Here is a 17,723-nt window from a genome sequence, read left to right as displayed (position 1 = left end):
CATATTGGGGTATACGTGGACATACAAACAAAAAAGTTTGCCGTATTAATTGATGCTGATAATTCATCAATTAGTGCAATTCCATCAGTACTTGAAGAAGTAGCTAAATATGGTATTGCTAGCGTAAAGCGCGTATACGGAGATTGGAGTAGTGAAACTCTAAAAAATTGGCGTGAAGTGCTTTTACCACATGCAATTACACCAGTTCAGCAGTTTGCCTATACAAAAGGTAAAGATGCTACGGATATGATCCTAATTATTGATGCAATGGATTTACTTTATGCAGGGGCTTTGGATGGATTTTGTATCGTCTCCAGTGATAGTGACTTTACGCCTTTAGCATCTCGGATTCGTGAAAATGGTTTAAGTGTTTATGGCTTTGGAAAAAAGAAAACACCAGAAGCATTTAAGAAGGCATGCGATAAATTTATTTATGTTGAAAATTTAATTGTGGGTAGCGATCTTAAAAATATTGAAGATGAGTTCCTTTCTGAATCTACGGCCAAAAAAATAGTAGAAACCTTGAAAGCAACTGATCAAAAAGCAGCAATCCAACCAAAAGAAAGAATTATTCCAGAAACAGTTGATCGGGCAACCTTAAACTTGATTTATAAAGCAGTTAAAGATAATTCGGATGATAGTGGCTGGGCGTATTTAGGGTTAGTAGGTGGTTATATTAATGCTGTGAAACCTGATTTTGATACTAGAAATTATGGTTTTGATAAATTATCTAGTTTAGTTAAAGCTTTAGGTATTTTTGAGACTAAAATGAATGGAAGCCAAATGTATTTAAGGAAAAGTAGTTTTAGTACATTTATTCGCCTAGTGCAAAAGGCAATTAATAATTACTCAGTAGATGATGGTTGGGTTCAGATGTCTGATATTATTAAATATTTGAAAAATTCTGATTTAAATATTAGAAATTATGAAGAAGCTGTAGAATCAATACATTCTGGCTGGCTTGAGTTTAAAGAATTAGATAATAATAAGTTTGTAAAAATTAATAGAGTTTTGCTTTAGATTTTATTGGCGTACTAAATCAGTTGGTATTTTTAGATAAGTGATTAAGAAAATTGGATTTTGGGGATATGTGGAAAAAACTTCGTATTTTAATCTTGCTGCTGATTTTATTGGTGGTCGCTGTGAATGCTTACAGGGATCAGAACCAAGATTGGAACAAGCCCATTATTGTATTACTCCATCCAGTGAATGCAGATGGACAGGCTACAACTCAGCAATATATTCAGCAACTGAACCTTGGAAACTTACAAGGGGTACAAGGCTATTTAGAGCAGATGTCAGCACAATATCGTGGCCAGCCGATTTCAATTTATTTCCAACTTGGACGCGAGCTCAAGCAGTTACCACCTAAAGTACCTGAGCAGGCGAGCTTGTTGGATACTGTAATGTGGAGTTTAAAGTTCCGTTATTATGCGTGGAAAAATCATCAAGGTTCAGATGGCGCACCAGCTGTTACTTTGTATTTGAACTATTATGAACCTGCACTGACCAAAGAACTGAAACACTCAACAGCTTTGCAAAAAGGGCGTATTGGTTCAGTGAATTTATTTGCATCGACCAAGCAAACAGAGCAAAACAAAGTGGTGCTTGCACATGAGCTTTTTCATGCCTTTGGTGCCAGTGATAAATATGACTTAGCTACTGGGCAACCGATGTATCCCGTAGGTTATGCATATCCAAATCAGCAGCCCTTGTTCCCACAAGCCAAAGCTGAGCTTATGGCTGGACACATACCAACTTCGCAAACACAAAGTAAAATGCCAGAAACGATTGATGATACCTTGGTGAATGAGATCACCGCGATAGAAATTGGCTGGAAAAAGTAACTGTGGATAATGTCGAATTTATCCACAATCCAGTGTGCTTATGTGGATAAATTCATGCCTACAAGTCTGTTGAAAAACATGTTAAAACTAAATGAACGAAATCAGACTTGAGAAGAATATGAAAACAGTAGGTAATGATTTAGTTCGCCATCAACTGCATGAAAACCGTAAGTGGTATTTGGGCTTAGGGATTTTATTGGTCTTGTTTGGTTTAATCCTTTTTGCATCGCTACCTCTCGCGACTTTATCTGCAGTCTTTATCTTTGGTGTATTGATGATGTTAGGCGGTGTTCTGCATTTGATTGCGGCTTTTAAGATTTTTGAGGGCGGTTTTCGCTGGTTATGGGCGCTGTTTGGTGTGTTGTATTGGGTTGCGGGTTATTATGCTTTCACAACACCAGTCAAAACAGCCGTTGTATTGACCAGTATTTTGGCCGTATTCCTGGTCATTGCAGGCGTGATTCGTATTTTTAATGCGATACTATTTCGTACATTCCAAGGCTGGGGCTGGACACTTTTTTCAGGTATTTTAACCCTAATCGCTGGGATTATGATTTTAACTACCCCAGATGCTCCATTTTGGGTGTTGGGATTATTTTTAGCATTCGATATTTTATTCCAAGGGATTAACTATCTTTCTTTAGCTTCTTATATCAAAAGAGAAGTCCCGAAAAGTTCAGCAGATGCCTAAATGATTAATCTGAACAAAAAAAGAGTGCTTTAGCACTCTTTTTATATTTCAACACTCTTTTTATTTAAGTTTGAGAGCTGGCAAATATAATTTATGGAATATTTCACACGATGAAAACTTTTGTTCTTGCGCCCGATTCATTTAAAGAAAGCATGACTGCGGAGCAGGCCTGTACAGCTATGCAACGTGGGATTCAAAAAATAATCCCTGATGCGGTATGTATACATGTACCCATGGCAGATGGTGGTGAAGGTACGGTTGATGCCTTACTCACATCATTAGCGGGTCAAAAAGTCGAATGTGAGGTAACAGGGCCATTGCCATCACAACGAATTAAAACGTATTGGGGTTTATTTGATGGTGGGCAAACGGCTGTTATTGAAATGGCCAAAGCCAATGGGATTCATCTGCTTGAATCTGCGCAGCGGAATCCACTCCTAACCACAACTTTGGGAACGGGGCAAATGATTCGGCATGCCTTGGACGCAGGTGTGTCAAAAATTATTTTGGCACTCGGAGGCAGTGTCACCAATGATGCAGGCAGTGGCATGGCTCAAGCGCTTGGAATCAGGTTTTTAGATGTACAAGGGGCTGAACTGGCCGTTGGTGGTGGTCATTTACAAGAGATTGAACGGATGGATATGCAGGCTTTAGACCCTCGCTTGCAAAAGGTTCAAGTTTTGATTGCCTCCGATGTCACTAATCCGCTGTGTGGAGCACAGGGTGCGTCATATGTGTTTGGCCCGCAAAAAGGGGCGAGTGCAGAGATGGTTGAGCAGTTAGATCAAAACTTGAGTCACTTTGCAGATGTGGTGGAAACACAGCTGAATATGCAGATACGTAATGTTGCAGGGGCGGGGGCCGCAGGTGGACTAGGCTTTGGCTTAATGGCATTCACAGGTGCTAAGCTTCAGTCAGGTGCGACGTGGGTGATTGAGCAAACCCAACTGGCTGAGAAAATAAAGCAAGCTGATTATGTCTTCACTGGTGAGGGCAGTATCGACTTCCAAACCAAGTTTGGTAAAACGCCGTGGGCGGTGGCTCAGTTAGCCAAACAGTTGAATAAACCAGTGATTGCCTTTGCTGGACGTGTTGGAGAGGATATTGAGTCATTATTTGATGAAGGGTTTAGTCAAATTGTTTCGATCAATGAATCCGACTGTGATTTAGCCACAGCATTGAAAAATGCAGAGCAGCATTTGCAAAACAGCTGTGAGGATATCACTCGACTTTTGCTTTTAAATCATGTTGAGCAAGATTAGTTTTAATTTGTTGAGTCAGTAATTGATTCGGGCATAAGGCCTTGGCCTAAATTTGAAGATGTATTTCAGACAGAAATGGATAATCGTTGCTGTAGGCTCATATTGACGTCATAGATTTGTTAAACTAGTAGCATCCACGAATTGATGAGTGATTATGAGTTTAGCCAGCCTAATTGATGAATTAAACCCGCAACAAAAACAAGCTGCCACGACTGAGTCACAACACAGTCTGGTGCTTGCAGGGGCTGGCTGTGGCAAGACCAAAACTATTGTGGCGCGAGCGGCGTACCTGATTGATCAAGGGATTCCAGCCAACCAAATCCAGATTTTAACCTTTACCCGTCGTTCAGCCAGCGAGATTGTGGCGCGAGTGGAGTTGGCTTTAGGTGAGCAGGCAAAAGGGCTGCGCGCTTCTACTTTTCATACTTTTTGTATGTATCTGCTGCGCCGCGTACCGAAAGCCTTTGGTTTAGAACAGTTTTCAATTATTGATCGTGATGATCAGTTGATGATGTTCCGCCTGATTCGTGGGAAAGATGATAAGAAAAATCCCAATCAGTTGCCTAAGCCGCAAGAACTGTGTGATCTGTATTCTTTTGCCCGAAATACACGTCAAAAATTGAGCGATGCCTTAGAAAAACAGCATCCTGAGCATTTGGCTTTTAAAGATCAAATTGCGGAAATCATGAAAGAGTATGAGACACGAAAACGTGCCCGTAGTTTTTTAGATTATGACGATATTCTTGCAATCGTGGCCTCAGCACTCGATCAGTCAGACGGTTTAGCCGACTATGTAGCATCGCTTTGCAAACACATGTTGGTCGATGAAATGCAGGATACCAATCCTTTGCAGTGGGCCTTGCTTGAACCGCTTAAAGACAAAGTGAGCCTGTTTTGTGTGGGGGATGATGCGCAGTCAATCTATGGTTTCCGTGGGGCAGATTTTGAAAATATTCACCATTTTAAAGACCGTGTGCCGAATGCTCAGGTGTTTAAATTGGAGCAAAACTATCGTTCCACTCAAGAAATTTTAGACCTTTCTAATTGGCTGCTCGATCAATCGGAGATTCAATATAATAAACGCCTAGATGCTCATCGGGGTGAGGGTGTAAAGCCTCGCATGCACATTTTCCCAAATGAATTTGATGAAGCAAAATGGATTGCGATCGACATTAAAGAGCGCCATTATTTACAAGGACAGCGCTGGTCGGATCACATGGTCTTGGTGCGTTCCAGCTTTGCAGCACGGCATATTGAGGCAGCGTGTATTGCGGCCAATGTTCCCTATCGTTTTATTGGGGGCATGAAACTGCTTGAAACCGCGCATGTGAAAGATTTACTGAGCCTGCTACGTGTGATTGCCAATCCTCTAGATGATATTGCATGGATGCGTTTTCTCACCCTGTGGAATGGGGTGGGGGATGTGGGGGCAAGTCGTCTCGCTCAGCAACTTTTACTGGAGCCTGAGTTTGATTTGATCTTTGATAAATTAGAGAAATTTGGGCGAATTCCAGCTGAAACCGTGTTGATCATGAAGCAAATGACGGTACTAAAACAGGAAGTGCAGGCTTGCGTCAGTTTGGGTATTCAGGCGATTGAAGCACAATTGGCAGAAAATTATAAAAAAGACTGGAACCGTCGCCAAGGTGACTTTGAGTTAGTGAAGCAATTGGCATCTAAACATACCCAGTTGAGTGAATTTCTTGAGGAATATGTACTTGATCCTGTGTCTATTTCTGAAATCGAACGACAGTCGGATACGGATGTCGTCACCCTGATTACCATTCACTCGGCCAAAGGTACAGAGCAAAAAGTATGTTATGTCGTTAATGTCACGCCAGGGCAATATCCGCATGCTCGTGCCCAAGGTGATTTTAATGATGTTGAAGAAGAGCGTCGGGTCTTGTATGTGGCACTGACCCGTGCCCAGAATGAGCTGATTTTGACCAAGCAAAATTTAAGTCTGTGGGCGCGAGATATGATTGATGAGCAAGGACGGAAAGTCGAAAGTTATTTTTTGAACGATTTGACCCGAAATTTGTGTAGCATGGAAACCCATCATAAGCCCCGTCAGCAAACCGTTAAAAGTGCACTGATTGAACGACAGTCGATTAATTTAGATTTTGGGATTAATCTCGATTAAACTAAACTGATTACATTGTGGTATTTGTTGTGCAATGTTCAGAAAGTAGCGTAGGCGATTGCTTTTTGATGATTTTGCCTATTTTTGAAGGTTGTTGAATGAAAATTTTAGTTCGTAGTTTAGAACGTACAGTAACAGAAGCAGAATTACTTGAGTTGTTTAAACAATACGGCACAGTTGCATCATGTACTTTAGTGCTGGATGCGGCTACAGGTAAATCGAAAGGTTTCGCTTTTGTGGACATGCCACATGCACGTGAGGCGATTAAAGCTATTAAAGGCTTAAACACATTGCGTTTGCATGGTAGCGGTATTCGTGTGAAACAGGCGGAAGATAAGCCTGAGAAGCCAGAAGCATAAGTATGAAGGAGCAATTAATGCTCCTTTTTTATTGAGTCAAGCATGAAAAAAATCTACCCAGCATTATCTATTGTTGCTCCGATGGGGCAATACATTGCACAAGGAAAAAAGACTTTAGAAATACGTTCTTGGCGCCCTACACATTTGCCGTTGAAAGATTTATTGATTGTTGAAAATCAGCATTATTTGACACAAGAGGGTGATGAAGAGTTAGGATATGCTGTGGCTATGGTCGATGTTGAGGCGATTCATCCGTGGAAAGAGGAAGAGCTTGAAGTGGCTATGGCATCATATTGGGACGAAGGATATTGGGCTTGGGTATTAAGTAATGTACGTCCAATGCTTGTCCAGACTCCCGCTATGGCCAAAAGAAAGATTTATTTTATTGAAATAGATCATGCATAATTTTCATTATGCACTGCTGTGCATAAAGTTTAATCTTGGCCTTGTAAAAAACGCCAAACATTAGGAACACCATTCATGACCCGTGTTGCCCGCTATCATGCAGATCGTACCAATCAAAAACTCTATTTTGCTCGCCTTGCCTGTCAACAAGCTGAGCAGAACGATCATGTGCAGCAAGCGCAAGCGCACCGTGAAGCAGCCGTCTTTCATTTACACGGTGCTGTACTGGCCTTTTTACAGGAATTGGTAAGATACTACCGCTTAAATGACTTTAACCCGACCTTGAAATCTATTGAGGAACAAATGGCAGTTAAAGGACAAGTTTCACCTGAGGTAACGGTGTTGCAGCAGTTATCAAAAGAAGGGTTTATCGCAGAGTTAAAGCGTGCTTATCGTTTATGCCAGTATGCGCCAGAACCAACGAGTCCTGAACCAGAGTCTGAAACATCATCGAACTTGATCATTAAAGTGACGCAAACACCGCAAGCATGGTTACCTGATACCAAAATTCTAAGAGAGTGGCACCGCGACTTGACGGCTTTGATTGATGGCTTCCGGAATGAGATGGTCGAGTTCTAAAAGCGATGACCAGCGCTTGAAGTTTGAAAATTTGTCCTTATATCAATAAGTCTAAGCGAAGCAAAGTGCAACTGCCTTTGCCACCATGTTGAACATGGAGGAAATATGTCTATAGAACAGTTGAAAGAATTATTTGGAAATCAAGAGGCCATTTTGGAATTGGTTCAACTTGAAGGTGGCGAATTGGCACTACGTAACGCAGGTTCTGAAAGTGCGCCTTTAGTCACGATACAATTTAATGATGAAGTTAAAGCCCTATTGGGTGATCAAGCAACTGTGGTTGCACAGCATATGGTGCAAGCGGCTTTATACGCCTTACTTGAAAAGCAAGTGGGTGAGTGGCAAGCTGAAGTTGTAGACGAAAAACCACAGTTCTTGAGCTAAACTGAATAAGAAAAAACGCACTGAACAGTGCGTTTTTTTGTATCTCGTGTTTGTTCCTTAGTGGGTGGGTGCCTGATGATGTGCAATCTGAATTTGATTTAAAATATGATTGCTCATATTTTTTGCCATTTCTTCTTTGGCAAAATACACTTCACCAATGTTGTCACGACGAATTACTTCGGCTTCTTCTTTACTTTCCGCACACACCAAGACCTGAATCTCAGGATTGAGAGTTTTGGCAATATCTACGATCTTATGAATATCTAAAATATCCATTGGAGAAAGTACCAACAGGCGCGCATGTTGAATATGGGCTTGAATCAGTACTCCAGGATCGGTTGCTATACCAGAAACAGCCGCAATGCCTTTCTCACGGAGGTTCTCTACAATTTCACGGTTTTCTTCCGCAATCACCACTTTAATGTCTTCGGCCATTAATTGTTTGGTAATACGACGTCCCACTTCACCATGTCCAACAATCACGACTTGGTCGCGTAAATAGTCCTGTGAGACTTCATCAGGCAACATTGCTAGTGGATCCCCACTACGTTCCAGTAAGCGGGCCAAATGAGAGCGTTCACGAATCCAACGTTGTACAGGCTCAATGGCAGAGAACACAAAACTGTTTAAAGTGATGGAGATCAAAGCGCCTGCCAATATCAGGTTTTGTCCTTCTAAAGACAGAAGTTTGAGTGAAACCCCAAGCGTTGCCAAGATGAAGGAAAATTCTCCGATCTGTGCCAGTGAAGCCCCTACAGTGAGAGCTGTATTGATGGGATAGCGGAAGAAGAGCACCAGTGCCATAGCTGCAATGGTTTTGCCAATCATGATAATGGCAACGACAGCAAGCACATGCACAGGTTGTTCTACTAAGATGCGTGGGTCAAATAACATGCCCACTGCAACAAAGAACAAAATGGCAAAAATTTCACGTAGAGGGAGAGTTTCCTCTTCTGCACGATGGCTAAAGTCAGATTCTTTGACGACCATCCCTGCAAAGAAAGCGCCCAGCGCCATGGAAACACCAAAAATTTTATAAGCACCGAAAGCAATGGATACCGCGGCAGCCACTACGGTTAAAGTAAAGAGCTCACGTGAACCAAGGCGAGCGACGAACTGCATGATCATTGGAACCAGACGTTTCCCGATGATCAGCATAAAAGCGATAAAACCAGCCACTTTAAGTAGGGTGGTGCCGAGGGTAAGCCAAATGTTGGTATTTTCACTGCCTGCAAAAGCTTCGCCACCGAGTAAGACCGCTGTTGCAGGTAATAAAACCAGCACCAAGACCATGACTAGATCTTCAACCAAAAGCCAGCCAACAGCGATTTTACCGTTAACTGAATTGAGTAGACCGCGATCTCCTAGGGCTTTGAGTAATACCACTGTGCTTGCGCAGGATAAACTGAGACCAAAAACCAGTGCAGAACCAAAGCTCCACCCCCAGAGCATGCTGACACCTATACCAAGTAGAGTTGCCACAGCAATTTGTAAAATTGCACCAGGTAAGGCAATACGTCGAACTTGTAATAGATCATTCAGAGAGAAGTGCATGCCCACACCGAACATGAGGAACATGACTCCAAGTTCAGCCAACTGGTTCGCTAGATGCATGTCTGCGACAATACCTGGGGTGTTGGGGCTGATGATAATACCGGCAATCAGATAGCCAATGAGTGGAGGGAGGCGTAAGCGTACGGCAAGATAGCCGAAAATGAGCGCAAGCCCAAAGCCAACAGCAAGTAATATAATGAGATCTACGTCATGAGGCACTAAAAACTCCTTAAGCAAAAAAGTTAAGGGTGAAAAATAAGCAAAGCACAAACGGTGCCAAAAGAGATTAAAAGTTTAACAAGTCGAATGAAAAAAAAGCAAAAAAAAACGACCTGATACAGGTCGTTTTTTCCAAAAAACTAAAATTATTTAATTTTAGCTTCTTTGAAGATTACGTGTTGACGGATTTTTGGATCAAATTTTTTGATTTCCATTTTTTCCGGCATAGTACGTTTGTTCTTAGTTGTGGTATAGAAATAACCTGTACCAGCAGTAGAAACTAGGCGAATTTTATCACGCATGGTTCAGACTCCTTAGATCTTTTGACCTTGAGCACGTAGGTCAGCAACAACCTTTTCGATACCCAATTTGTCGATAATACGCATACCTTTTGTAGTTAGGCGAAGACGTACAAAACGTTTTTCGCTTTCTAACCAGAAACGGTGGTGATGCAGGTTCGGCTCGAACCGGCGTTTGGTTTTGTTATTGGCGTGCGAGACGTTGTTGCCAACGACTGGACGCTTGCCGGTAACTTGGCAAACCTTAGACATGGTGAACTCCATTGCTAGACAGCACCGATTGTGCGGCTAGTCATTAAAAGTAAACGGATGAAATCATTCAAGGGGCGTTTTATACCAAAAATGCGCTTAAAAGACAAGCGATTTTCATTAAAACTAGGCATGATCGAGTGTGATAGATCATGCCTTGATCATTTAACGAAGAAGGGTCTTTGAAATCAACTTGTGAATTGGCTTGTTAAACGGCGGAAGAATGAACTTCAAGCTATATAACTTGGGATTCGACATCACTGACCGTTCATGCGACAAACTGAAGAAACCTTCTGGACCATGATATTTCCCCATACCTGATGCACCGACACCACCAAATGGTAAATCGTCCTGTGCGACATGGGTTAAAACCGTGTTTTGTCCGAAATGCCCTGAATGAGTACGCTGTGCAACATAATCTGCACGCGCCTGATCAAAGTCGAAGTAGTATAAAGCAAGTGGACGCGGACGGCTATTAATAAACTCGATAACATCGTCTATTTGATCATATTCCATGATGGGAAGCAGCGGGCCAAAGATTTCTTCTTGCATAATGCGCATTTCAGGCGTGACCCCTGTTAGCAAGGTAGGGGGAACTTTACGTGTATCTGTGAATATTTCATTGGCTGGATTGATTTGAATCACTTGTGCACCTTGTTCACGGGCATTTTCAAGATAGCCTTGTAAGCGATTGTACTGCCGTGCATTAATAATCGAGGTATAGTCAGGATTATGCAGAATGTCTGGGTACATTTCTTCTACGCATGCTTGGAAGTAATCAATGAACTCTGCTGTTTTACCTTTAGGCAAGAACATATAGTCAGGTGCCACGCAAGTTTGACCTGCATTCCAGAGTTTGCCTGCAGCAATACGTTGCGCAACATCTTTTAAATGAATAGAAGGATGCACTAATACGGGTGACTTACCGCCAAGCTCTAAGATCAGCGGTACCAGATTTTCAGCCGCAGCAGCCATGACCGTTTTACCGACATTGGTTGAACCTGTGAAAATCAGTTTGTCAAAAGCTAAACGACAAAATGCATCGGAGACTGCGCCCCCGCCATTGGTCACTGAAACTAACTCTTGAGGAAAGGCTTCAGAGAGCGCTTTTTCAAGAATACGACCAAAATTAGCCGATGAGCTAGAAATTTTGATCATGGCATGGTTGCCTGCAGCCAAAGCACAAATCAGGGGTCCAATCGAGAGTAATAGAGGATAGTTCCATGGGGTAATAATGCCGATCACCCCTAAAGGTTGATACTGCACCCACGCTTTTGCTGGTTGGTGAATGATTGAAACATGACGTTTCGATGGTTTCATCCATGAGCTCAAATGCTTGCTATAATATTTAATATGCTCAAGGCACGTCAGTAATTCGCCAATTTTAGTCTCGCTGGTTGAACGGTTGCCGTAGTCTTGATTAATTGCCTCTGCAAATTGATCTTGATACTTAACTAAGATACGCTTAAGTCGTGCTAGACGGTCAATACGCTCTTTTGCAGTTGGCAGTGGGTAGCGTAAATAAGCGTACTTTTGCTGTTCAAGCACATCATGCAGATGCTGAATATCATAAGAATGTGGTGTCAATGAAGTTGTTTTTGTTTGACTGTTCATACCGCACTACCATTTCACATTTCAATTTATGTTTAATTTTTAGAGCAATTACTCTAATTAGTCAAGTTACTTTATGTGTTAGTCTTCTAATGCACTGAATGAATGGTTATTTTAGGATGTCCCAAACTAAAACGTTGAAAACCAAAGAACGTATTTTGCAGCTCAGCTTGCAGCTTTTTAACGAGCGTGGAGAACGTTCTGTTACGACTAACCATATTGCTGCTGAATTGAATATGAGTCCAGGCAATTTGTATTATCACTTTCGTAATAAAAGTGAAATTATCAAAGAGTTAATGGAGCAATATCAGGGTGAGACCTTGCAAATGCTTGCACTTCCTGATGACCGAGCATTGGATGCGAATGATAAAATTCGTTATTTTCAGGTATTAAGTAGCCAATTATGGGCATATCGCTTTTTACATCGTGATGTCTATCATTTGGTTGAAAATAATGAAGATTTTCGTAAGATGTACCCGCGTTTTGCAGGGCAAGTAATGCAGCAAGGGCAAAAGATTTATCAAGCCTTTGTGGATGCAGGTCTCATGCAAATGACGGCCTCTGAAATTGAAGCCTTAATTATCAATTTATGGATTGTACTGACCAACTGGACTAACTTCCTTTATATGTCAGGGCATATTACTGACTCAAACCATTTAGAAGAAAAGTGGGTCTGGCAAGCGCTACGTCAAATGGTGTTCTTAGAAGGGGCATATTTACGTGGTGAGAGTCGTGAGACCTATGAGCGTTTATTAGATACCATGGGACCTTCGGAGCTGTTTTCGAGTTTGGCCGCATTTAAATCAGATGATAAGCCATAAGGTGTTTTGACAGCCGAGTAAAAAGCGCTAGAATACTCGGCTTGATTTTCATTTTACTGATTTAAACTGACATGAATATGACAACTGCTAACACAGCACGGTTACTGATTACTTGTGAAGATAAGCCAGGGATCGTGCAAGCTGTATCGAGCTTTTTGTATCATCAAGGCGCGAATATTACTGCGCTTGATCAATACGCGACCGAAGCTCAGGGCGGACGTTACTTCATGCGTGTTGAGTTTGAACTAGACAATTTGCAGTCGCGTAAAGAAAGTATCACCCAAACCTTTGCTGCAAATGTTGCAGAGCGTTATGAAATGCAATGGCGTTTGGCGCTAGTGAGTGATGTCAAGAAAGTTGGGATTTTGGTCTCTAAAGTCGACCATGCCTTATTGGAGCTCTTATGGCGACATTCACGCGGTGGTTTACCTTGTGAAATTACCAAAGTGGTTTCTAACCACGAGACTTTACGTGAAGCCGTTGAAAACTTTGGTATTCCATTTGAAGTGGTGCCTGTGACCAAAGACAATAAACGCGAAGCTTATGCAGAAATAGATCAATTAATGCAGGGTAACGATTTATTGGTACTTGCGCGTTATATGCAAATTCTAGATGAAGAGTTTGTGGCAAAGTGGGAAATGAAAGTAATCAATATTCACCATTCCTTCCTTCCTGCTTTTGTTGGGGCAAATCCATATAAGCAAGCACATGAAAAAGGTGTCAAATTGATTGGTGCAACTGCGCACTATGTCACTGCGGATTTGGATCAAGGCCCAATTATCGAACAAGACGTAGAACGTGTAAATCATGACTTTACGGTAGATCAATTACGTGAATTAGGTCAGGATGTTGAGCGTAATGTCTTGGCACGTGCAGTGAAATGGCATTTAGAAGACCGTATTATTGTGGATGGTAACAAAACAGTCGTTTTCCAATAAAAATAGATTGCGGACATGATGAGGAAAGGCATACATTAAGTATGCCTTTTTTGCTTTTGTTTTATTCGAAAAAACCATAAAAAGTGATAAATTAATAGTTGCAAATGAAAACACTTCTCATTTATCATTGCGCTACTTTATTGTACTAACCGATAAGCATGATAGTGGAAACCGACAATGTCTCTGCTAAGCTTAAATTAGGTAACAGATTTTAATGAGTTCAACAGTTACTTCTCCTATGCAAACACCTAACCCCATGAAAAAGAAAGTTGTTGCTGCTTTGGTTGCGGTTGTGGTGGGGCATATGGGTGTATTGTGGGCGGTGAGCCACATGAAAGCTCCTGAACTCAGACCCATCGAAAAAGAACCCATGAAGGTTCGTTTCGTTAAAATTCAAGAACCACCAAAACCGCTACCGCCTAAGCCGAAGGAAGAACCTAAAAAGGAACCGACTAAGCCGAAGGAAGTGAAGATTGTGGAAAAACCACAACCGACTCCACCGAAAAAGGTAGAAAAGGTTCAACAAGTTAAAAAGGCGGAAGTAGTCAAGCCTGTTGTTAAACCAACAGAGACTCCTATTAAGCCGACAGTTACCACGACCATTTCAGAGAAAAAAGTCGAAAAACCTGTCGTACAACCAGAACAAGCGAAACCTGTCACGCAAGCTGAACCTGCTGATACTTCACCTAAGTCGGTGTCGATTGGTGGTTCAGGTGTGCAATGGAGCCGCTCTCCAAAACCAGTTTATAGTAATCAAGATTTACAAGGTGAAAACCGTCAAGTAGTCGTACAGATTGAAGCAAATGAGAAAGGGGTCATTGTAAGTGCCCGCATTACGCGTTCAAGTGGCGTTCCTGCTTTAGATGAAAAGATTTTAAGAGCTGTCAAAGGCGCTAAGTTTAAACCTTATAAAGAGAATGGTGTGGCTTACCCAATTCGGGCCGTACAACCATTTGATTTAGAATTGAATACAAAACGCTAACTTTATCAGGAGTTCGAGTATGAACTTTTCAGTTTATTGGCAACATGCTGATGCAGTCAGTAAAACACTGTATTTCATCTTGTTGGCAATGTCGATTGCAACGTGGACCATTTTTGTTTTACGTATTATGGGTACACGTCAATTGAAACAACAAGCTTATGCTCAACTTTCACAGGCTTTAGCTAAGTTAAAATCAAAGATTGCTACACTAAACTTTGATCAACGCAAAGCTGTTGCTGAACAAGCTTTGCTTCGTCAGATTTCTGCAGAAAAAGCAAATGCTGAGAAAGGTGTTTCTATTTTAGGAACTATCGCATCACTTGCGCCTTTCGTTGGTTTGTTCGGGACCGTATGGGGGATTTTTCATGCCCTTGTTGCAGTCGGTAAAAGTGGTCAAGCAGGCTTAGCACAAGTGGCAACACCTGTGGGCGAAGCACTGATTATGACGGGCTTAGGTTTGGCTGTTGCGATTCCTGCTGTATTAGCGTACAACATCTGCGCACGTGTGAACCGTACCTTAGCACATGAACTTCAAGATCAAGCTCATGGTTTGTTGATTGACACTATGTTGCAGCAAGATTCAGCACCAGCAAGTGCTGAGGCGAAAGCAACTCAATCAGGTTTAGTTGGAGGTCAAGCTTAATGGCTTTTCAATTGGGTGACGATAACGATGCTGGCATGAATGAGATGAACCTCATTCCGCTGATCGACATTATGTTGGTATTGATGATCATCTTTTTGGTGACAGCGACCGTTGCCAACCCATCAATTCCATTAACTTTACCAAAAACGACAGCGGATATTATCGACCCGCCGCCTAAAGCGATTACTGTTAGTATTAATGCGAAGGGCGAAGTGGCTTGGGATAATCAAGTGATTAGCTTGGAAGAGCTGCAAACTCGCTTTAATGAAGCGGGTGCGTTAGAAACCAAGCCAACAGTTCAACTTCGTGCAGATAAAGAATCTCGTTACGATATGGTCGCACAAGTGATGTCTCGTGCAAGTGAGGCTGGACTGGCAGATATTGCTTTTGTTAGCGATAACTAAAAATGTAGATGATAAAAAAAGCGACTCTTGAAGTCGCTTTTTTTATGGTCAGTTATTGAGTTATTTGCTGTCTTTCAATAAAGCCTGAAACTTAGAACGGAGTTTCATGAGTTTTGGGGGGATAGCAAAGTTGCAATAACCTTGGGATGGATTCCGCGCATAAAAATTCTGATGATAATCCTCTGCGGCATAGAAGGTTGGTACTGGGCTGAGTTCCGTTACAATATCGAGACCTTCAGCTTTTAAGTCAGCAATCGCCTGTTCCGCTACAGCACGTTGAACATCGTCAAAATAATAAATGACAGAACGGTATTGTGTTCCAATATCGTTACCTTGACGGTTAAGTGTTGTTGGGTCATGGGTGGCAAAAAACACATCGAGCAATTGCGCATAGCTGATTTGCATTTCATCAAAGTCAATCAAAATGACTTCTGCATGATTGGTATCGCCACGACAAATGTCTTCATAGGTTGGGTTATTGGTATGTCCACCTGCATAACCACTGGTCACTTTATGTATGCCTTGAAGCTCTAAATACACAGCTTCTACACACCAAAAACATCCACCGCCAAAAAGTGCCTGTTGCATTTTAAAATCCTAATTGTGTTTATATCTGTTGATATCAGGGCAGATTGGTTCACTACAATGTTGTTCGTTACGGATTAAAAAAGCCTGTGTTTACAGGCTTTTCTTAGCAACGATTTAACGTGGTTGAATCGCTGAACCAAACTGTAGCAACAAGTTGCCATGTCGATCGAGTAGTTTCAGCGTCTTGCCAAACACTTGGTAATGAGTCACTTTTGCAAGTGCCTCCTGAAATTGTTGTGGAACTGTACTGTTGTTTAAACAAGCCATACGTGTAGTTGCGAGTTGGCTCAAGGTGAGCGTATCGCGTCCTACGGTATAGCTACCCATAATACGATTACAGCCATCTGCTCCGCTGATGCGGTTATCTGCTGAAAATTGAAGGCTTGGGATGTTACGTTCATTTGGCGCTGTTTTAATTTCAGTATTGCCAATCTGTGTCAAAATCCAAGCCCTTTGCTGGAGTTGTTGAATATTGGCTATTTCAATGGTATCGGATGGGGCAGGTGTAGTTTGGCAGCCAGACATAATTAAGCTACTCGCTAAAAGACTGCTTGCAATCAGTTTTTTTAACATGGGTCAGACTCTTATTGTGATGTATGCTGAGAACTATCAAAGCAAATTTTGTTTTGAATTGCTAGTTTTAACTTGATGACTTTTGGTTGTATCTATTTACCTGTTTGGTCTACAGGTAAACCTTGGCGGATCAGTTGAGAGTACTGTGAACTGGTTAAAGGTGTATGACTGTTTACACGTGGATTAATATGGGCTTTTTGATACCACGTTTTCATATCCCATTGTGGGCTGATCGCCCCTAAATCATATAGATAATTCGGTAAATAGCCCGAGGCTAAAATACGATAGTCTGTTGGCCATTGCTCTTGGGAAATGGCTTGAACCATATCAAACACCAAGGTTGTGCAATTACTGGTGAGGGTGTTATACCATTTAGGATGTTCGGCTAACTCATCCGCCTTACGTAAATACTCGGCGAACAGTGCTTTGCTTTCAGACTGTCCAAGGCGAATGGGAAAGAAATAAACCTGTTCATGACGAATATTACTGCGGGTATACACAATATCATGTTCGTCTGAGGCGATTAAACTCAACTCATATTTTCTAAAAAAACCACCGATGGCTGAAAATTCTTCATTTTTTTCTTTACGAATTTCAATAGAAAATGTGAGTGGTGCAGTATTGGCAAAGTCAAAACTGACGAGAGTATGCGCGATTTGCGGTCCCATCCAGTAGGAGGTGATGATGTTGACACCTGTAATTTGATTCAAATCAAAACTACGTGTATCCCACTGTTCAGTATATGAGCCATCTGAATGCCAAGTGAAATTACGAACATTGTGTAAGGTGACAAGGTCGCCTTGTTTTTCATAGGACAAAATTTTAGCGACTTCTGGGTTCCAGTCACGATCTTGGCGGGCCTCTAAACCAAAATACCAAGATAAGCTCAGTAAAAAACTAAGAATATAAATAACAATATCGCGGCGGCGGCCAAAAAAGTTGTGACTAATGTAGATGCCTAATACGCTGAGTGCAAAAGCAATCCATGTTCCAATCAAAATACGACTAATGAGCCAGCCGAAAGGCTCTTGAATCCAAAGTGCAAAACATAGCCAAATAGAACTGAGCAAAACAAAAATACTAAACAGGGTGTGAATTAATCCAAAACCTAGCGTTCGCCAAAATTCTTTATTTGTCATGTTCTGCATCATGTTTTAGCAAGAAGAATATGC

The 17,723-nt window shown here is 41.7% G+C and carries 21 protein-coding genes; 14 read left to right on the top strand and 7 right to left on the bottom strand.

Translation table 11 applies throughout. From position 1 onward, the window contains the following. Window positions 1-15: 15 nt before the first annotated feature. From DPG01_RS10185 to DPG01_RS10145, 9 genes are all read left to right on the top strand, one after another. Window positions 16-1,020 carry an NYN domain-containing protein gene (locus tag DPG01_RS10185; RefSeq protein ID WP_110975001.1) on the top strand — a complete coding sequence of 335 codons (1,005 nt, stop codon included), beginning with the start codon at window positions 16-18 and terminating at the stop codon, window positions 1,018-1,020. A gap of 68 nt (window positions 1,021-1,088) precedes the next feature. Further along, a complete protein-coding gene (locus tag DPG01_RS10180) occupies window positions 1,089-1,847 on the top strand; it encodes a hypothetical protein (RefSeq protein ID WP_110975000.1) in 759 nt (252 codons plus the stop codon). Window positions 1,848-1,965: 118 nt separating this feature from the next. Further along, on the top strand, window positions 1,966-2,538 hold the full coding sequence (locus DPG01_RS10175) for an HdeD family acid-resistance protein (RefSeq protein WP_086209975.1): 573 nt from the start codon (window positions 1,966-1,968) through the stop codon (window positions 2,536-2,538). Window positions 2,539-2,648: 110 nt separating this feature from the next. Further along, on the top strand, window positions 2,649-3,800 hold the full coding sequence (locus tag DPG01_RS10170) for a glycerate kinase (protein ID WP_110974999.1): 1,152 nt from the start codon (window positions 2,649-2,651) through the stop codon (window positions 3,798-3,800). A 154-nt stretch (window positions 3,801-3,954) separates the two neighbouring features. Then, entirely contained in the window at window positions 3,955-5,943 is a 1,989-nt protein-coding gene (locus DPG01_RS10165) for an ATP-dependent helicase (protein ID WP_110974998.1), read from the top strand. A gap of 98 nt (window positions 5,944-6,041) precedes the next feature. Next, complete coding sequence (locus DPG01_RS10160) at window positions 6,042-6,302, top strand: RNA recognition motif domain-containing protein (RefSeq protein ID WP_086209972.1); 261 nt, start codon at window positions 6,042-6,044, stop codon at window positions 6,300-6,302. Window positions 6,303-6,344: 42 nt separating this feature from the next. Next, window positions 6,345-6,707 (top strand): ASCH domain-containing protein, encoded by a 363-nt coding sequence (locus DPG01_RS10155; RefSeq protein ID WP_110974997.1) that lies wholly within the window; start codon window positions 6,345-6,347, stop codon window positions 6,705-6,707. A 75-nt stretch (window positions 6,708-6,782) separates the two neighbouring features. Further along, window positions 6,783-7,286: a DUF6586 family protein gene (locus DPG01_RS10150; RefSeq protein WP_086209970.1), complete on the top strand. Its 504-nt coding sequence runs from the start codon at window positions 6,783-6,785 to the stop codon at window positions 7,284-7,286. 105 nt (window positions 7,287-7,391) lie between these two features. Further along, window positions 7,392-7,670 carry a hypothetical protein gene (locus tag DPG01_RS10145; RefSeq protein WP_086209969.1) on the top strand — a complete coding sequence of 93 codons (279 nt, stop codon included), beginning with the start codon at window positions 7,392-7,394 and terminating at the stop codon, window positions 7,668-7,670. Window positions 7,671-7,727: 57 nt separating this feature from the next. On the opposite strand, the gene DPG01_RS10140 is transcribed toward DPG01_RS10145, so the two are convergent. The 4 genes from DPG01_RS10140 to DPG01_RS10125 form a co-directional block, all read right to left on the bottom strand. Further along, the gene (locus tag DPG01_RS10140; RefSeq protein WP_086209968.1) at window positions 7,728-9,443 is read right to left on the bottom strand and encodes a cation:proton antiporter; all 1,716 of its coding nucleotides are present in this window, start codon (window positions 9,441-9,443) and stop codon (window positions 7,728-7,730) included. 146 nt (window positions 9,444-9,589) lie between these two features. Continuing rightward, window positions 9,590-9,745: a 50S ribosomal protein L33 gene (gene rpmG / locus DPG01_RS10135; RefSeq protein ID WP_003654787.1), complete on the bottom strand. Its 156-nt coding sequence runs from the start codon at window positions 9,743-9,745 to the stop codon at window positions 9,590-9,592. A 12-nt stretch (window positions 9,746-9,757) separates the two neighbouring features. Further along, complete coding sequence (gene rpmB, locus DPG01_RS10130) at window positions 9,758-9,994, bottom strand: 50S ribosomal protein L28 (RefSeq protein WP_000048256.1); 237 nt, start codon at window positions 9,992-9,994, stop codon at window positions 9,758-9,760. Between the two features lie 162 nt (window positions 9,995-10,156). Further along, complete coding sequence (locus DPG01_RS10125; RefSeq protein ID WP_110974996.1) at window positions 10,157-11,605, bottom strand: coniferyl aldehyde dehydrogenase; 1,449 nt, start codon at window positions 11,603-11,605, stop codon at window positions 10,157-10,159. 116 nt (window positions 11,606-11,721) lie between these two features. On the opposite strand from DPG01_RS10125, the gene DPG01_RS10120 reads away from it, so the two are divergent. The 5 genes from DPG01_RS10120 (at window position 11,722) to DPG01_RS10100 (ending at window position 15,390) form a co-directional block, all read left to right on the top strand. Continuing rightward, the gene (locus DPG01_RS10120) at window positions 11,722-12,423 is read left to right on the top strand and encodes a TetR/AcrR family transcriptional regulator (protein WP_086209966.1); all 702 of its coding nucleotides are present in this window, start codon (window positions 11,722-11,724) and stop codon (window positions 12,421-12,423) included. Between the two features lie 71 nt (window positions 12,424-12,494). Further along, entirely contained in the window at window positions 12,495-13,361 is an 867-nt protein-coding gene (gene purU, locus DPG01_RS10115; RefSeq protein ID WP_086209965.1) for a formyltetrahydrofolate deformylase, read from the top strand. A 214-nt stretch (window positions 13,362-13,575) separates the two neighbouring features. After that, complete coding sequence (locus DPG01_RS10110) at window positions 13,576-14,343, top strand: energy transducer TonB family protein (protein ID WP_086209964.1); 768 nt, start codon at window positions 13,576-13,578, stop codon at window positions 14,341-14,343. 19 nt (window positions 14,344-14,362) lie between these two features. Further along, a complete protein-coding gene (locus DPG01_RS10105) occupies window positions 14,363-14,986 on the top strand; it encodes a MotA/TolQ/ExbB proton channel family protein (RefSeq protein WP_110974995.1) in 624 nt (207 codons plus the stop codon). Next, on the top strand, window positions 14,986-15,390 hold the full coding sequence (locus tag DPG01_RS10100; RefSeq protein ID WP_086209962.1) for an ExbD/TolR family protein: 405 nt from the start codon (window positions 14,986-14,988) through the stop codon (window positions 15,388-15,390). Before DPG01_RS10105 ends, DPG01_RS10100 begins: the two co-directional genes overlap by 1 nt. 60 nt (window positions 15,391-15,450) lie before the next feature. Here the strand turns inward: DPG01_RS10100 and msrA are convergent, their stop codons facing one another. From msrA to DPG01_RS10085, 3 genes are all read right to left on the bottom strand, one after another. Next, on the bottom strand, window positions 15,451-15,978 hold the full coding sequence (gene msrA, locus DPG01_RS10095) for a peptide-methionine (S)-S-oxide reductase MsrA (protein ID WP_086209961.1): 528 nt from the start codon (window positions 15,976-15,978) through the stop codon (window positions 15,451-15,453). A gap of 114 nt (window positions 15,979-16,092) precedes the next feature. Next, a complete protein-coding gene (locus tag DPG01_RS10090) occupies window positions 16,093-16,551 on the bottom strand; it encodes an META domain-containing protein (protein WP_086209960.1) in 459 nt (152 codons plus the stop codon). A 92-nt stretch (window positions 16,552-16,643) separates the two neighbouring features. Continuing rightward, a complete protein-coding gene (locus DPG01_RS10085; RefSeq protein ID WP_395579373.1) occupies window positions 16,644-17,699 on the bottom strand; it encodes a DUF4105 domain-containing protein in 1,056 nt (351 codons plus the stop codon). Window positions 17,700-17,723 lie beyond the last annotated feature (24 nt).

This window comes from Acinetobacter sp. WCHAc060042 (assembly GCF_003231195.1).
Taxonomy (GTDB): Bacteria; Pseudomonadota; Gammaproteobacteria; order Pseudomonadales; family Moraxellaceae; genus Acinetobacter.
The sequence above is the reverse complement of the archived record's forward strand: the minus strand, read 5'-3'. Positions and strand labels throughout refer to the sequence as shown.

Coding starts and splice junctions, on each gene's coding strand:
- DPG01_RS10180 (WP_110975000.1), top strand. CDS start 1,089: ATGTGGAAAAAACTTCGTATTTTAATCTTGCTGCTGATTTTATTGGTG.
- DPG01_RS10175 (WP_086209975.1), top strand. CDS start 1,966: ATGAAAACAGTAGGTAATGATTTAGTTCGCCATCAACTGCATGAAAAC.
- DPG01_RS10170 (WP_110974999.1), top strand. CDS start 2,649: ATGAAAACTTTTGTTCTTGCGCCCGATTCATTTAAAGAAAGCATGACT.
- DPG01_RS10165 (WP_110974998.1), top strand. CDS start 3,955: ATGAGTTTAGCCAGCCTAATTGATGAATTAAACCCGCAACAAAAACAA.
- DPG01_RS10160 (WP_086209972.1), top strand. CDS start 6,042: ATGAAAATTTTAGTTCGTAGTTTAGAACGTACAGTAACAGAAGCAGAA.
- DPG01_RS10155 (WP_110974997.1), top strand. CDS start 6,345: ATGAAAAAAATCTACCCAGCATTATCTATTGTTGCTCCGATGGGGCAA.
- DPG01_RS10150 (WP_086209970.1), top strand. CDS start 6,783: ATGACCCGTGTTGCCCGCTATCATGCAGATCGTACCAATCAAAAACTC.
- DPG01_RS10145 (WP_086209969.1), top strand. CDS start 7,392: ATGTCTATAGAACAGTTGAAAGAATTATTTGGAAATCAAGAGGCCATT.
- rpmG (WP_003654787.1), bottom strand. CDS start 9,745: ATGCGTGATAAAATTCGCCTAGTTTCTACTGCTGGTACAGGTTATTTC.
- rpmB (WP_000048256.1), bottom strand. CDS start 9,994: ATGTCTAAGGTTTGCCAAGTTACCGGCAAGCGTCCAGTCGTTGGCAAC.
- DPG01_RS10125 (WP_110974996.1), bottom strand. CDS start 11,605: ATGAACAGTCAAACAAAAACAACTTCATTGACACCACATTCTTATGAT.
- DPG01_RS10120 (WP_086209966.1), top strand. CDS start 11,722: ATGTCCCAAACTAAAACGTTGAAAACCAAAGAACGTATTTTGCAGCTC.
- purU (WP_086209965.1), top strand. CDS start 12,495: ATGAATATGACAACTGCTAACACAGCACGGTTACTGATTACTTGTGAA.
- DPG01_RS10110 (WP_086209964.1), top strand. CDS start 13,576: ATGAGTTCAACAGTTACTTCTCCTATGCAAACACCTAACCCCATGAAA.
- DPG01_RS10105 (WP_110974995.1), top strand. CDS start 14,363: ATGAACTTTTCAGTTTATTGGCAACATGCTGATGCAGTCAGTAAAACA.
- DPG01_RS10100 (WP_086209962.1), top strand. CDS start 14,986: ATGGCTTTTCAATTGGGTGACGATAACGATGCTGGCATGAATGAGATG.
- msrA (WP_086209961.1), bottom strand. CDS start 15,978: ATGCAACAGGCACTTTTTGGCGGTGGATGTTTTTGGTGTGTAGAAGCT.
- DPG01_RS10090 (WP_086209960.1), bottom strand. CDS start 16,551: ATGTTAAAAAAACTGATTGCAAGCAGTCTTTTAGCGAGTAGCTTAATT.
- DPG01_RS10085 (WP_395579373.1), bottom strand. CDS start 17,699: ATGCAGAACATGACAAATAAAGAATTTTGGCGAACGCTAGGTTTTGGA.